Source organism: Polyangium fumosum, from assembly GCF_005144585.1.
Lineage (GTDB): Bacteria > Myxococcota_A > Polyangia > Polyangiales > Polyangiaceae > Polyangium > Polyangium fumosum.
Map to the genome: position 1 here is coordinate 62,783 of NZ_SSMQ01000028.1, position 14,814 is coordinate 77,596.

General features: G+C 68.3%; 14 protein-coding genes. 5 read left to right on the forward strand and 9 right to left on the reverse strand.

The window, feature by feature from the left end; all coding sequences use genetic code 11:
- Positions 1–116 precede the first annotated feature (116 nt).
- Positions 117–1,292, reverse strand: a complete 1,176-nt coding sequence (locus tag E8A74_RS25300; RefSeq protein ID WP_170229356.1) for an AAA family ATPase — start codon at positions 1,290–1,292, stop codon at positions 117–119.
- A 574-nt stretch (positions 1,293–1,866) separates the two neighbouring features.
- Between E8A74_RS25300 and E8A74_RS25310 the strand changes: the two genes are divergently transcribed.
- A complete protein-coding gene (locus E8A74_RS25310) occupies positions 1,867–2,637 on the forward strand; it encodes a hypothetical protein (RefSeq protein ID WP_136931637.1) in 771 nt (256 codons plus the stop codon).
- 1 nt (position 2,638) lies between these two features.
- Here the strand turns inward: E8A74_RS25310 and E8A74_RS25315 are convergent, their stop codons facing one another.
- Positions 2,639–3,412 (reverse strand): class I SAM-dependent methyltransferase, encoded by a 774-nt coding sequence (locus E8A74_RS25315; protein ID WP_136931638.1) that lies wholly within the window; start codon positions 3,410–3,412, stop codon positions 2,639–2,641.
- A 98-nt stretch (positions 3,413–3,510) separates the two neighbouring features.
- On the opposite strand from E8A74_RS25315, the gene E8A74_RS25320 reads away from it, so the two are divergent.
- On the forward strand, positions 3,511–4,383 hold the full coding sequence (locus E8A74_RS25320; RefSeq protein ID WP_136931639.1) for a hypothetical protein: 873 nt from the start codon (positions 3,511–3,513) through the stop codon (positions 4,381–4,383).
- A 57-nt stretch (positions 4,384–4,440) separates the two neighbouring features.
- On the opposite strand, the gene E8A74_RS25325 is transcribed toward E8A74_RS25320, so the two are convergent.
- Positions 4,441–4,737 (reverse strand): CsbD family protein, encoded by a 297-nt coding sequence (locus E8A74_RS25325; protein WP_136931640.1) that lies wholly within the window; start codon positions 4,735–4,737, stop codon positions 4,441–4,443.
- A 152-nt stretch (positions 4,738–4,889) separates the two neighbouring features.
- On the opposite strand from E8A74_RS25325, the gene E8A74_RS25330 reads away from it, so the two are divergent.
- Positions 4,890–5,834, forward strand: a complete 945-nt coding sequence (locus E8A74_RS25330; protein WP_136931641.1) for a hypothetical protein — start codon at positions 4,890–4,892, stop codon at positions 5,832–5,834.
- Between the two features lie 3 nt (positions 5,835–5,837).
- Here E8A74_RS25330 and E8A74_RS25335 read toward each other — a convergent pair whose 3' ends face one another.
- A complete protein-coding gene (locus E8A74_RS25335; RefSeq protein WP_136931642.1) occupies positions 5,838–6,209 on the reverse strand; it encodes a hypothetical protein in 372 nt (123 codons plus the stop codon).
- Positions 6,210–6,343: 134 nt separating this feature from the next.
- Here E8A74_RS25335 and E8A74_RS25340 point away from each other — a divergent pair, with 134 nt between their 5' ends.
- Positions 6,344–6,907: an RNA polymerase sigma factor gene (locus E8A74_RS25340; RefSeq protein WP_136931643.1), complete on the forward strand. Its 564-nt coding sequence runs from the start codon at positions 6,344–6,346 to the stop codon at positions 6,905–6,907.
- An 8-nt stretch (positions 6,908–6,915) separates the two neighbouring features.
- Complete coding sequence (locus E8A74_RS25345) at positions 6,916–7,176, forward strand: hypothetical protein (protein WP_136931644.1); 261 nt, start codon at positions 6,916–6,918, stop codon at positions 7,174–7,176.
- 3 nt (positions 7,177–7,179) lie between these two features.
- Here E8A74_RS25345 and E8A74_RS25350 read toward each other — a convergent pair whose 3' ends face one another.
- From E8A74_RS25350 to E8A74_RS25370, 5 genes are all read right to left on the reverse strand, one after another.
- Positions 7,180–7,728 carry a DUF2452 domain-containing protein gene (locus tag E8A74_RS25350; RefSeq protein ID WP_136931645.1) on the reverse strand — a complete coding sequence of 183 codons (549 nt, stop codon included), beginning with the start codon at positions 7,726–7,728 and terminating at the stop codon, positions 7,180–7,182.
- 448 nt (positions 7,729–8,176) lie between these two features.
- Positions 8,177–10,150 carry a glycoside hydrolase family 48 protein gene (locus E8A74_RS25355; protein ID WP_232379738.1) on the reverse strand — a complete coding sequence of 658 codons (1,974 nt, stop codon included), beginning with the start codon at positions 10,148–10,150 and terminating at the stop codon, positions 8,177–8,179.
- Positions 10,151–10,581: 431 nt separating this feature from the next.
- Positions 10,582–11,514, reverse strand: a complete 933-nt coding sequence (locus E8A74_RS25360) for a hypothetical protein (RefSeq protein ID WP_136931647.1) — start codon at positions 11,512–11,514, stop codon at positions 10,582–10,584.
- Positions 11,486–12,835: a hypothetical protein gene (locus E8A74_RS25365; RefSeq protein ID WP_136931648.1), complete on the reverse strand. Its 1,350-nt coding sequence runs from the start codon at positions 12,833–12,835 to the stop codon at positions 11,486–11,488. The genes E8A74_RS25360 and E8A74_RS25365 overlap by 29 nt, the downstream gene beginning before the upstream one ends.
- A 499-nt stretch (positions 12,836–13,334) precedes the next feature.
- A complete protein-coding gene (locus E8A74_RS25370) occupies positions 13,335–14,810 on the reverse strand; it encodes a hypothetical protein (RefSeq protein WP_136931649.1) in 1,476 nt (491 codons plus the stop codon).
- Positions 14,811–14,814 lie beyond the last annotated feature (4 nt).

Here is a 14,814-nt window from a genome sequence, read left to right on the forward strand (position 1 = left end):
AAATTGGGCTGAAGAGGGGTGATGACGAGCTGGGGCTCACGGACGAGTCCACGAACGATTCTCTCGAGGACCGCAAAGTCCGTCGAGCCCTCGCAAACGATACCGACGCGCATGGGTCACCAGATGTTCGGAACGCCACCGCCGAGCGCTCCCTGGACCCATAGCTGTGACAACGTCATGCCTTGCTCCTCGGCTTTGTGGATGGCATCCGTGTAAGCGACCCGCTCGACGCGTGTTTGCCCCTGCTCGGTGCGGTCGACGAGGAAGAGACGCACGCCGTCGTCCGCGAGCGGAAGGCCGTCGAGGACGAGGGGGTTATGCGTCGTGAGGATGACTTGTTTGGCCTGCGAAGATGTGGAATCAGCCATCTTGCGGACGAGCGCACGAGCAAGGCGCGGGTGCAGCGCATGATCGATGTTCTCGATGGCAAAAAATTTCGGGGCACGCGAATGGTACAAAAGCGCGAAAGCGAAGAGCACGTAGAGGGCTCCCTCGCTGGCATCATACGCCGAGAGGCGATTGCTCCCTCGCCTCATGTAGCGGTCGGTAAAACGAACGATCTCGCGTACGGCTGGAATCGTAGGCGACAAGAGGTCGGGAGAGGGGGGCTCGCTGCCCACGTCGGCGACCCAATCGAGGAGTTCGAGGAGTTCATCCTTCGGCAAGCGAGCGCCCATCGGACCGATCGCCTCAGCCAGGCGCCCTCCCTGGAGCCCCAGCGGATCGGATTGGTACAAATCCGCCTGCGTGCCACGAAGCACGGATGTCTGCGGGTCGTAAATGACGAAATGAGCAAGAGCATCGAAGAGACGCGTCGCCTCGGGGGGAATACCAAAAGGGTGCGACGCCGCGAGACCACGAGCCGGATCGCTCGGCATGAACCGTATCGGATCAGCCTGGTTCTCGTGGTAACTCGCACCACCAGGCCAGCGCGTGAAGATCGTCTCTCCCGCGCTTTCGAGCGTCTCGTTGTTGAATCGCCACGGGCTTGCCGGAATCTTCCCGGGATCCATGGACGCTCGATACAGGGCCTGTTCTGAGGACACGGCCTCGAGGACGATCGTGCGCTCTTTCCTCCCGCCGAAGTTGCTCTTGTAAAGTCGCGGTACACCCGGACGAACGCCCCGGCGCAAAAGGGCCGCGTCGTCCACGCGCGCGTCTGCAGCCGCCCCGAGAACGCCAATCGCTTCGAGCACGGCGGTTTTCCCCGACCCATTCGCCCCGATGAGAACGTTCAAGCGCCCGAGGTCGATGGTCTGATCGACGATCGTCTTGAACCCCTTGATGGTCACGGAGGCGATGGTCGCCGGCCAAGGAGTCTTGCCGGCTGCTCGCGGTCTCGCCCCTGGTCCTACGCGAGGCCTCGCCCCTGGTCCTACGCGAGGCCTCGCCCCTGGTCCACGAAGCCCCTCGCGTAGCAGGCCTGTCTTCGCACTTCTTCCCATACGCCGATCCCGCGCCACCGTGCCCCGGTGCGACGTGGCATGTCAAGTTGGGCTGTCGTCGCCCCTTCCCATCTTCCGGGAAAACCCGGACACTCGAGCCGTGCGTCGAGGGCTCAGGATGCTCGTCGGGGGGATCGTCGCCGCAGCCGGCTGCGGCGCGCCCGCCCCACCGCCCCACCGAACAGCGGCGCCCGCTCCCGCGCCCGCTTCCGCTTCCGCTTCCGCTTTCGCCCCCGCTTCCGCTCCCGCTCCCGCTCCCGCTCCCGCTCCCGCTCCCGCTCCCGCTTCCGCTCCCGCTTCCGCCCCACCGCCGAAATCCGCGCGCGCCGAGGCAGCCGAGCGTGTCCTTTTCCTCGCGACCCACCTGCGCACGACCGAACTCCGCGAAGCTTGCCCCGAGACACTCACCGAAGCGCCGCGCGTGCGCTGCTTGCTCTCGCTGCGGTACGCGGACAACGCGCCCTCGAAACAACTCGCGCTCGACCTCTACGAGGAGACGGGCTCACTCGCGGGGCTCTTGCCCGAGGAGGAGACCGAGGACGGGCGTGGGCAGAAGGTGCGGCTCCGGCCCGCGCGGCCCGTGGGGCAGAACCGCGACCACCTCGTCTGGATCCTCGCGGCGATGCGCGGGTACGCGCGCTTCTTCGCGGCGCTCGAGGCCCGCACGGGCAAACACGTGACGATGCGGGATCGGCCGCTCGATTTTCGATTTTTTTACACCGAGAAGGGCGGCGCGCCGAGCGCGTTCGCCGTGAACCAGAACATCGGGTACAACCTGTTCGGCGCGGTGAACGTCTCCGAGGAGGCCGTGCGCGACACGTTGTTCCACGAGATCTTCCACCTGAACGACGCCTGGCACGAGCAGTGGTCGACCCGCGCCCTCGGCGCGCTGCACGAGGGGATCGTCGCGCGCTGCAAGGACAACCGGCGTTGCCTCTTGCCCTACGCGCCGACGGACACGACGCTGAACGGCAGGCTCTACGCGTTCCTGCCCCGCGGCGGCGTGCGCGAGTACGCGGCCGAGCTCGCGCTGCGGTTTTTCCGGGAGCAACGGCTCGTGCTGGAGGGCAAACCCCTGCCCGCCCCGCCCTTCAAGTGCGGGCCGCCGGAGAACGCCGAGGCGATGCGGCTGCTCGCGGGCGAGTTCTTCGGGGGCGCGGACCTCGTGCCCGCGTGTGACGCCGCGCCTTAGATCAGCCGTCTTTTTCGGCGAAGAGGATCATGCGGTTGTGGGCGAGGCCGATCGGATCGCCGTCCCAGGTGCCAAAGGCCTCGGTCACGTGCAGGCCGACGCTGGCGAGCAACGCGCGAAGCTCGGTGAAATGGTAGAGGCGCACGGAGAAGCGGGCCTCGCGGGTCCGGCCGTCGCGCACGAGGATGCGGTAATCGACGAGGCGGCCCGAGAGCGGGTCGAAGACGTGCCGGTCGATCATGAGATCCGCGCCCTTTTGCAGGATCGTGACGGGCAGGAGCGCGCGCACCATCCAGTCGCGGTTGCGCACGTCGAGGCAGAGCTTGCCCCCGGGCCGGAGCGCGCGCGTGATGCGGCGGAGCACGTCGAGGTTCTCGTCGTCGCGGTGCAAGCCGAAGACGTCGAAGAGGCAAAGGACGCGGTCGAACGAGGCGTCCTCGTCGAGCGAGCGGAGGTCGGCGACGCGGTAGTCGACGGGCAGGCGGGCCGCCTCGGCTTCGCTGCGGGCGAGCTCGACGAAGCCCTCGGTGCGGTCGATGCCGACGACGTCGAAGCCACGCCGCGCGAGCTCGAAGGCGTGCCGGCCGTGGCCACAGCCGAGGTCGAGCACGCGCATGCCGGGCATCATGCCGAGGTGCGAGACGAGGACGTCGACCTGATGGTCCGTGCGCTCGGCGCGCAGGGTGTCCTCGTAAAAGTGGAGGTAATCGTCGACGTCGAAGACGGCGTCCCAGTCGAAGACGTAAAACCTCTCGTCATCCAGGTTCTGGCTCATGGGGGTCGGTTTCCGGGCCGCATGCTAGCCGACCCGGCCCATGCAGGGAACGCGCGAAGCGCTCGCGTCTCATGGCCTGTCGTGGTTAGGTGTGCGCGATGAGCGACGAACTCAACCCCTACGCGCCGCCGGAAGCCGGGCCGGGGGAGCGGGCGACGAAGAAAAAGAAGAAGCAGAAGCGCCCCGCATCGGACGCGATCGCCGAGGCGCTCGCGCGGCTGAATCGGCACATCGACGACGCGTCGGCCGTCGCCGTGGACCAGAAGGAGGCCGGCGGCAGGCTGCGCGGCGTGACGGTCGTGTTCGTCGCGCTCGCCGTGGCCGCGATCGTGAGCATGATCCTGGCGGTGCAGACGATCCCGTCGCGGGATCCCGCCTTCGCCCTCCTCATCATCTTCCCGATCCTCTTCGGCATCCTCGCGGTGGCGCTCGTCGCCGTGGACCTCACGGTCGTGCCGCGGGGAACGCCCGCGCGCCCCGAGGCGACGCTGCGGAGCTTCCTCAAGGCGATGACGATGGGCCGGCAAGGGTACGCCTGGGCGTGCCTCAGCCCGACCGCGCGCGCGCAGACCGTGGTTCCGCCGATCCTCGGCGAGATCCCGATCGGCTCGGGGTCCTTCTCGCTCGCCACGCCGTCCGGCCTCAAGGACTGGTCGTCCACGTTCATCCGCATCGGGCACGGGCAGATCCGAAGCGTGCAGGTGAAGCGCGTCTCGATCGCGCGCGAGGACGGCGACGTGGCCGAGGTCGAGGTGCACGCGATCTTCCAGGCGTGGCCTCAATGGGCGAACATCGTGGCCGCGGTCGCGTTCGTCGTGATCCGGCTCCTCGGCGCGCTCCTCTACCTCGTGCTCTTCCTCGCGCTGCGAAAGCGGCACGAGGTCACGTTCCGAAAGACGCTCCTGCGCGGCAAGAATGGGCTCTGGTACGTGTACGCGGGGGATTTCTTCGAGAACGAAACCGCGCGCTGAACACGGAGACGCCGCTCCCGCCCCGGCGCGCCGAGCGGGAGCGGCGCCCCGAACCGTTTACTTGTTGATCTTCTGGCGAATCTCGCCCTTCATCTCCTCGAACTTCCCTTCGGCCTGCTTTCGCTCGTCGCCCGAGAGCGCGCCCGCGGCGCCCTTCACGCGGCCGCCGGCCTTCTCGAAGGTGCCCTCGACCTGCTCGGCCGCCTTCTCGGCGTCCTGCCGGCCCTGTCCGCGGCCCTGATCGGCGATGCCTTCGCGGCGAAGCCGTTCATCGTCGGTCAGGTTGCCGAGGGCCTCCTTGGCCTTGCCACCGAGCTCCTCCGCGGCGCCTTTGATCCGGTTTCCAATTCCCATGGTTTCCCTTCTCGGATCCCAGCGGATCCGATGTGAGGGGTTCGGGTCGGCAATCGACGTGCCGGCGCGTCTGGCGCCAAACCTGCACATCCGGACGAGCCCATCCGCGATGGTTTCCCCCGAGCGGCCGAATGGAGTCATCATGGGGCCGAATGCACCCCGATCCGCCGGCCGAATCTCCGTACGCCGCGCTGCCCGAGGATCTCCGCGAGACGATCGTGCGCTCGTTCGTGGACCGGCTGGCCGGCGCGGCGGGCACAGCGCAAAACCTGATGTTCGGGTTCCGGGATCCCGCGCCGAAGACCGCGTGGGACGCGCTCGATCACCTCGGGCCGATGGCCATGAACCTGCTCGTGCGGCTGTTCCACCGCATCGAGGGCATCGATCACACGGGCGCGACCTTCCGGGAAATCCTGTGGATCCGCAATCAATGGTGGGGCGGCAGCGCCGGCATCAAGGTCGTCTACCGGAATCCGGCCGCGATGCGGCGGCGGCTCGACGAGATGCTCCTGGGGCCACACGGCAAACGCGTGGTGCGGGACGCCTACATGGGCGGGCTCGAACACCAGCTCCGCCCCGCGATCAAGCTCCTGCCGCGCGCCTTGTTCGGGGCCGCGCGCGCGGAGCTGCCCGACGCGGATACCTGGCGTGAGGTCGACGTGCCCTTGCAAGAGGGCACGCATTTCTGCGTCGGGAAGGGGGATCTGCGCGGGTTCGAGCGGCCGGAGGGGCGCCCTGCGGCGCTCGACGACATCCATCTCGATTGGACGTCGCCGGTGGAGGGGGTCGACGAGCCCACGGGCCGCTGCAACTACCTCGAACCCTGGGAAGGAAGCGTGATGCACTGGCTCGAAGCGAAGCTCGGCCACGGCGCGCCGGTGTTCACGTTCGAGGTGGCCCGCAAGGTGATCACGCGGGGAAAGGAGCTCGCCCGCGCGTCGGCCCGCGGCGCCGGGGTCTCGCGTTTCCAGGCGATTGCCACGCGCTGGGCCCGCGACGAGATGGCCTTCGCCGTGCGCGGGCGGTTCGGCTACGAGGCCTCGAAGGCGCGGCTCGACGAGATCGAGCGCGCCGTGCGAGCGCTCGATCCGCGCTGATCCTCAATCCGAGGCGCGCCCCCGCAGCGCGCCCACGCCGAGCAGGATCGGCACGAGCGTGAGGAAGATGCCGCCGAGCGCGCCGGGGCGGCTCGCTTCTTTCAAGCCGATGAAGAAGGTGCGCGTGATCTCCGCGTCGGGGACACGCTGCGGGTCTTCGAGGTACGAGCACACGGCGGCGACGTTCGTCCACGTCGCGTGCGCCGTGACGGTCACGAGGGTGAGCCACATCGCGCCCGTGAAGGCGAGGCGGCGGGGCTCGGGGCGGCGCGCGAACCAGGCGGCGGCGCCGACGGCGAGGACGCCGAAGAGGAGCGTGGACCACATCCCCCAGCCGCCCTCGACGAAAAACGCCCACAAACTGAAGCCTTTCATGACCTTCGTTCTCCTTCGCTCGGCGCGGACGGGCGAGGCGCCGTCCCCATGCCACGAAGAACTCCGGGGGGCGGCGGACGTGACAGGTTTTTTTTCTGTCACGCCTGGGCTACTTCCGTGTTCGAGGGGACGACATGGACCGAGCCGAGGAAGCAGCGCTCGTCGCACGCCTGCGCGAGGGAGACAAGGCCGCGCTGCGGGTCGTGTACACGTCGTTCTCGGACCGGCTCTTCGGGTTCCTCTTGCGGCTGTCGCGGCGGCGCGACGTGGCCGAGGATCTGCACCAGGAGACGTGGGTGTCCGTCGCCCGCCACGCCGAACGGCTCGCCGACGGCACGGACCTCGCGGCCTGGCTCTTCACGATCGCCCGAAACAAATTCCGATCGTGGCGGCGCTGGGCCGCCCTCGACTTCACGCGGTTCGTGGGAGACGCGGAGGGCGCCGAGCCGGAGGGGCCTTCGGCGCGTCCGGACGCGGGGGACGAGCTCGTCGCGCTCGAAAAGGCGCTCGAAGCGCTGCCCATGGCCCACCGCGAGGTGCTCTTGCTCGTGGGGGTCGAGGGGCTCGAAGCGAAGCAGGCCGCCGAGGTGCTCGGGATCCAGCCGGAGGCCTTTCGGCAAAGGCTCTCGCGGGCGCGCGCGGCGCTCTCGGAAAAGCTCGATGGACCGGCGCGGAAAGACGCCGCCGTGATAGGATGAGGTGAACGATGAACGGCCGTGACGACGATCCGCTCCTCGAAAAGCTCCGCGGTTTGCCCGCGCAATCGCCCTCGCCCGCGCGTCGGGCAAAGACGCTCGACGCAGCGGAAGCAGCGCTCGAAGGCAAACGTCGCGCTGGGTTTCGGTGGCCCGAGCTCGCGCTCGCGTCGGTGCTGGCGCTGGCCGGCGCGCTTTATACCGTCGAATCGTTTGCCCGGATCGGGCACATTTATGGGCGGGGCGAGGTCGCGTCGGCGGACGGAATGTAGGAATCAACCTTCCTGGAGGAGCTTTTGCACGAGCGCGCGGCCCTCGGGGATCCGATCGCGCGCGGGATTCGTCCCGTGCCCGGGGGGTGTGGGGGCACAGCCCGGCTCGCCGGGCGGAGCCCCCACCATCAAACATGTCCAGCTCATGTCGACTTCGAGGCGGTAGGAGCCCTCGAAGGCGTGTGGCGGCGCGCCGCCCCATTCCGCGGGGGAGAGCATCGAGAAATAAAGGTCGTCCTCGCTGCGCCGATAGAGGTGATAAACGCGGCCGGGGATCTTGCGGAAGCTGCAACGCGCGCGGTGGAGGCGCGCCGAGATACGCGCCTCGTCGAGCAGGCGCCGCGCCTCTTCCTGAAGCGCGCGCATCTGGTCGCGGATGACCTCGAGCTTCCCTCCGACGACCATGCCGAGCGCCTGATCGGCCTTTTCGATCTCCTGGGCCATGTCGACCAGGTCGATACGCGCGGCGAGCCGGCTCGTGGGGTACGGGACGGCGCGGGTCGTGGCGAGGTCGGCGGAGGGGGTATCTTTGGGGTCTTGTTCGAGGGCCATGGTGCAAGGTCGGAGGCGCGTCGGGATCTTCGAGGTGGTACCCTCGTCATGGGCGCGATGCAACCCGTGCGCTCAGCCCGAGCTACCTCGGCGACGTGCAATGGGTGATCGCCCGGGGCGCCGCCCCGGACCCCGCGGGGGGCTGTCCGCCCCCTCGACCCCGGACCAGCGAGGCGCTGGACCCCAGGGTTGAAAAACTGCGCTACGCGCAGTTTTTCAAACAGGCCGACGAAGAAGCCGGGGGGCCAGCCGAACCAGCAGCGCGGCGGTCTTGGTTGGCAACGCCGCGGCTGGTCTTGACAGGGGCCTGTTCGATGAACTGCGCATCGCGCAGTTCATCGAGCTTGGGTCCAGCCCCTGGCTGGTCCGGGTGCAGGGGCGGACAGCCCCTGCTGGGGCCTGGAGCAAAGCCCCAGCGAAGCGGCTTCATGAGGAGACCCATGCCTGGTCAGGGGAACAACCAGCCGTACGTGGCGTAGGCGAGCGCGATATGGGTCTGCGCCCAGAACCTGTGGTAGGTGAAGGTCGGCGCGGGCCCACCCTTCAGATAGGCCTCGACCTTCGCCCAGTCAGGGTCCTGCTTGTATTTGGAGCGGATGCTCGCGAACGTCGAGCCGTTCTCGATGACGTCGCCGTTCGGCATCTTCCCCTTCCAGCCCGTGGGGAGATGCAGCGCGTCGTTGAAGCGCTTGTAGTCCTTGCGTGTCTCGATGTTGGAGAGCCCCTTCGGATCGCGGAACTTCGCCCACATCCGGTCGAGCAGCTCCTTGGCGAGCTTCTGCGTGTCCTTGTCGTTGGCCTTCGCCGCGTAGAAGGTCAACGTATGCACGAGCCCCGCGGTCGTCCCGACATCCGGCGTGGTGCTCGTGACCTTCACGTGCAGCCCTGCGTTGAACGTCTTGTCCGAGCCATTGAAGTTCTGCGTCTGGTCGTTCCAATCGAGGGAAGGTTGTCCCGTCCATTGCAACGACGATGGGATCTCGTACGTGCCATCCGGCTTGAGCTTCGTGTTCGCCTTGACCCAGGCCACCCATTTGTCGAGGATGACCTTCGCGCCCGCGTCGCCCGTCACGTAATAGTACTCGGCGACGCGCTGCACCGACCAGACCTGGAAACCGAACCAGTCGTTGCTCGGCGGGTCCGAGAACACCGGCGCCGACTGGTAGGCCATTCCGTAGAACGTCTTCGCGTCCGCAGGCGGCGCGTCGTACCGGCCCTTCCAGCTATTGGTCGCGCCGCCGGCGATCCCGCCCTCGGCCGATTGGAGCCAGCGGTAGAACTCGATCTGGCGCCTCGCGCTCGTGGCCCAGTCGCCCGCTGCCTTGGGCGACTTTGGCCGGAGCGGAGCGAACTGGGCGAGCACATGGGCTGCCAGCGGGTTCTGATACCCCGAGTGGTTGTGGCTCGACCCGATGCGCCAAGACCAACCGCCCGAGCCGGGCGCCGCCCCACCCCACGCGTAATACCAGGAGAGCAGGTAGTGCGCCGACGAATAATCCGAGGCGGCCGCGCAGCTCGGGCTCTTGCAAGGGATCACCTTGAAGTACTTGTCGAAGAGCGAATACCGAAGGTAATCGCCCATCTTCGCAGCCTTCTCGGTGTTCGCGTCGACGCTCGTGTTGCCTCCCTGCTCGTCCGCCCACTTCTTGGCCCAGTACATGGCCTGGACCGCGCGCGCGTCCGCGTCGGGCGCGTTCGTGTACTTCCACTGCTTCGCAAAGCCGGTCCCCTTCTGGAAGATATCGAGGAAGCCGTTCGGCCCGCCCCCCACGAACGCGTCCCAGGAGGGCTGCGGGATCGCCTCCCACACCGACTCCTCCGGGCCGCGCTGGAATGTATTGATGTACGCCCCCCGGCTCTTGCCGTCCCCTCGCTTGCCGAACCCGTAGAAATTGTCCACGTCGAGCAACCAGTGCATCCCGTAGATGGGCGCCGGCCCGTACGTGGTCTTGAGCTCCTCGCCGATCGGATCCACCCCGATCGGAATTCTGCTATCCAGCGCGACCGGGTAGTCTTGCGGCAGATCACCCTCCGGCGCATAGGTCGCCGCCTTGCGCGGCGAATACCCCTTGATCGTCGGCTGATCGGCGAGCGACGGGATGATGTAGTATTCGGCGTTCGCCCAGGCGCGGTCCAGGTGGCTCCAGTCCTTGGTGACGCGCCCGTACATGGCCTCGAGCCACATCCAGTAGCTATACGCTTCGGAAGTCGTCTCGTGCCCTTGATCCGGCGCCTCCACGAGCAGCGTCTCCACCGCGTGGTACGGGATCCCCTCCGGGCTGAAATAGCCGTTGGAGAGCTTGTGGATATCCGTCCACAACTCGAGGAAGTGATCGGTATAGACGTTGCCGGTATTCTTGACCGGCGGCTCCGGCGCGGCGGGAGGCGCGGGCGGAGGCTTCACCTCGTCCTGCGCAGCCACAGCCGGTTGTCCAGCGGCCCCCGCGGGTCCTGTCGGCCCCCCTGGGCTCACCGCGCCCGTTCCCGTGGGCTCGATGGGAACACAAGCCGCCATCACGAGGAGGGCGGCGGGCCCCAGCACGAGCGTCGAGGCAAACTTTTGTGTTCGTGCCGCACGGGCAGCCAGGGAACGGAACATCGTCGAGCCGAACTTCATAGGTTGCACCAATGGGGTTCAATTGGAAATCGGATGCCGCGCAGCCTATCGGCCGACCCACCGGGCGTCTAGGAAAATCAAAACGGCAAACTCGGAGGCGCTTTGCTGGGGCGTTGCCCCAGACCCCAGCAGGGGCTATCCGCCCCTGCACCCGGACCAGCGAGGCGCTGGACCCAGGATCGATGAACCGCGCGATGCGCAGTTCATCGAACGACCCTCGAGCAAGCCCAGCGGCTCTATTCGTCCACGACCCGGATCGGGATCCAATCGAACCCGGTGGCGCCTGCGTCGCGGAAGATGCGACGGATCTTGGGGGTGACGAGGAAGAGGGGGAACGGGAGGACGGAGTCGTACACGTCGCCGTTGAAATTCACCTCGCCAAACCATTCCCAGGTCACGTTCACGTCGCGGATATCGGCGAGGTCCGAGGCACGGTACACGAGGCGGGTGGGGATTTCTCTCGGCGTGGTGAAGCTGCTACGCCTGCAAGTGCACGGCTTGTAGGGCTCGATCCCGGTCGAGCGCGGCGACATGGGCGGCATCGTATGCGTGGCGCACAGTTGCCGCCACGGGAGCTGGAAGTGGCCCCGCCCCTCGAACGCGGCGAAGACGCCCCGGAACGTGATTCCCGTCGCGCCGCTCTGCGCGAGCGCTCCGGCCAGCTTCTCGTCGACGAGCATGTCGTTGTAGCAGGTCGCGGCCGCACGCCGGCCCTCGATAACGTGGAGTTCCTGGCCATCGACGACCATCGCGGACGTCTGCCGGGCTCCGGCGCCGCAACGCATGCACGCCTTACCCATGTCGTATTTCGTACCTACCCGCGGTCCCGCGAAGATGCTGCCCGCGGGGGAAAAATATTCCATGGCAAGCAGGCGCGCCGATTCCAGTTCCTCGTCGGTGAAGCGGTCGCGGCGTCGCTCGATCCAGGTGATGCCACGCTCCTTGAGTAAGCTCAAGAGGAGCGGCAGGCGTTCATCCTTCTCATCGAGCGTAATGTCGGTCCAGTAGTCTCCTTCATCGGCGACCGCGACGTCAGGACCGCACTTCGCAAGACCGAGGACCGTTTCCGGCCCACCCGGAATACGGTCATTGATGACCGTAATTTCTACTTCCGTCCGCATGTCGCGTCTCCGTGCGAGATCACTTTCCAAAATACGGCTTGATCGCATCAAGCCAGTGGGGGAATGACTTGTAGACCTCTTCGTAGGCCTTCCACACATCCTTCGCCTCCAATTTCGGAGGACGCTTCGCGTTCAGCAGCCGCGTGATGTTCTTGTGCTGCGCCTCCGTCAAGATCACGGCGGGCAGCTTGTCGAAGTTCTTCGCCAGCCCCAGCTTCCTCGCCATGGCCTCCTCCAGGATGTGATGCGCCTGGTACGCCCCGCCGAGGTTCTTCGTGAACGCGCGCATCACTTCATAACTTGCGATGGCCCCGTTCTGCTCCAGCGCGGCCGCGATGTCCGCCCCGTACTGCTTCGCCAGGAGCTCCGCCGTCTCCTTGGACAGTTCCTCCGCTCCTTGCAGGATCAGCGGCGCCTTCTTCGCACAGGCCTCCTCCAGCTTCTTCGCGAACTTATCCGCCTGCCCGACGAGCACCGCCGACGCGACCTGCGTGATCGCCGCCGCGGCCTGAACAATCGCGTTGTCGACGCCGTCCTCGTCGTCGCCGCCGATGATTCCGAACCGCTTGCCGTCCTTGCGCGCGAGGTCGTGGTTGAACTCGCCGTTCAACATCGCCGACGCTATCGCCAGCTCGCGAACCATCCGTTCGAGCGGCGTCAGGGCTTTGCCTTTGCCCGTCCCCTCCCCCTTTCCCTTGCACCCCTCCTTCACCTGCTCGCACAGGACCACGCTGACCAGCGGCCTCCCGGGCCGATGCTCTATCTCCGGCAGCGCGCCTCCCCGATCCACGTGGGAGCATTCCGCGTCCACGCACGTCCGCGGGTGCACTTCCTCCCGCTTCGGCAAGACGCTCTCCTGTCGCAAGACGCCCTCCCGCGGCAAAAAGCTCTCCCGTGATACCTTGGGCGGCTCCTCTTTCTGCGCCGGAGCACGATGCTCCTCCACGCGCTTTTCGACGCTCTCCGGCGCGTCCGCTTTCTTCTCCTCCTTTCGCGCCTCTTTCGGTGGTGGCGCGGGGGGCGCGGGCGGCGCCGGGGCCTTTGCGGCGGGCGACTCCGGCTTCTTCGGAGGCGGGGGCGTGCACGCCGACGGCCGCGATTTCGACGGGATCCGCGCGAGGCTCTCCGGGCCGAGGTTCGGATTGTATCGAAGCACGACCCGGCGATGGGCCTGCTTCCAGAACTCATGCGCATTGAGAATCACCAGCGTGCCGCCGGTCTTCTCCTCGATCACGGCGAACGTATCCACGTCCGCAGGCAGCCCCGACGGCTTCCAGCAAACGTCCACGGGCGTCTGCCCGAAGGCCACCGGTATGCGGCACGCCAGCACGAACACCACGACGCAAACGATCCAGGCTCCGCGCGTCACTTCTCCCTCTGGATCCTTGTGCACCAGGTTGCACGACCGGCGCAAGATGGCTCTCGCGTCGTCATCGACCACCGACCCGCGCGTCGAATACCTTCACGACCTGTGTCGACAACCTCCCCAGCCGTTGCCGACAAGCCCGGCGCGCATGCCTTCAACCTCCCAGCCGTTGCCGACAAGCCCGACGAGCATCTCGACAACCTCCCAGCCGTTGCCGACAACCCCGGCGCGCATGCCGACAACCTCCCCAGCCGTTGCCGACGAGCCCGGCGAAGATGTCGACAAGGACCCCAGCCCTTGCCGACGAGCCCGGCGAGCATGTCGACAACCTCCCAGCCGTTGCCGACAAGCCCGCCGACCATGTCGACATAGCCCCCAGCCCTTGCCGACGAGCCCGGCGAGCATGTCGACAACCTTCCCAGCCGTTGCCGACAAGCCCGCCGACCATGTCGACGAACCCCCCGGTCGTTGCCGACGAGCCCGGCGAGCCCGCCCCGCCCCTTCAGCGCCCCCGCGCGCCGTCCTTGGCCGCCGCCGCGAGGTGCTCCTTCGCCTCGAGGAGCGCCGCGATCGCGAGCTCACGCTGGCCACGCGCCGCCAGCGCCCAGCCCTGCTCACGAAGGATCATGCCGAGGAGAGAGCGTGCGCCGGGCTCCTTGCCCGCCACCGCGTCCCGCGCCGCCCGCACCGCGAGATCCGGCCGCCCCGCCCGCGCGAGCGCCACCGCGAAGGCCGAATGCCCGCCCGGCGGCGTCGCCGCGGGCCCCTGCAGGAGGACCTCGCAGAGCTTGACGCCCGCCGCCCGCGCGAGCGGATCGGCGCTGTCGAGCGCGGCGCGCGTGGCGGTCCACACGGGCGCAGGCACCCCCACGCCCCCCTTCGTGACGAGCTCGGCCGCCTCGTCGAGCGCCCCCGCCGCGTCCTGCAGCCGGCCCTGGCCGAGCGCCACGAAGGCCGAGAGCCCGAGCGACGCGAGGCGGAGTGACGGTGACGCGGGCTCCGTGGAGCGCGACGGACGCGGGGCCTCGTCGACCTGGCCGCCGCCCGTGAGCGCGGCCCGCGCCCGACGAACCAGCGCGGCGATCTCGGGCGCGAGCTCGCCCGCCCGCGTGACCGCCTCCGCCTGCGCCTCCCCTCGCGACGCAGCAATCGCCTGCGCCGCGGCGAGCCGCGCGAGGGCGTTTTCCCGCGCCGCATCGTCGGGCACGTGGCCGAGCGTAGCCGCCACGCGATCGGCCTCCAGCGGCGTGAGCGCGTCGCCGAGCGCATCGGCGTGCTCGGCCGCGAGGCGGATCGCGTGCCGGCCGAGCGAGGTCGTCGGGTCGCGGCCGAGCTCCTCCAGGAGCGAGAGGCCCGAGGCCCGCACGAACCGGCTCGGCGAGCGCAGCCGGCCGAGCGCGATCACGAGCTTGTGCTCGGGCGGCGCGCCCGTGGGATCGGCCGACGCGGCGTCGGCGACCGCGAGCGCGGCCGTGCTCCGATCGCCGAGCAGCCGCTGGACGCGCCACGCGCGGGCCGCGACCGCGACGTCCGCCGCGCCTTTCTCCTCGTCGGCCCGCGTGGCGGCCTGGACGAACACCACGAACGCCGCGTCCCCCTCCCCCATGAGTTCGAGGCAACGGCCGTACAGGTAGAGCGCGCGGGCCGTCGGCGCGCGCTCCGTCTCGGCCTGCGCGAGCGCGAGCGCCGCGCTCTTCCGCCCGACCCGCGCGAGCAGGCGGCACAAATCGAGGATGGCCGGGAAGTGCGGGCCGCTGCCGGAGAGCGTGCTCCAGTACGCCGCGATGTCCCCGATGTCTCGCTCGTCGCTCCCGAGGCGCACCACGCACCGGAGGGCGCCGAGCGCGGCGCGCGCGGCGAACGAGGGTTCGGCCGTGCGCACGAGCAGCCGCCGGTACGCCGGGAGCGCGACGAAGGGCCCGACGGAGGTTTCGAGCTTCTGCGCCGCGCTGAGGCCGATTTCGTCGACGAACTTCACGCGC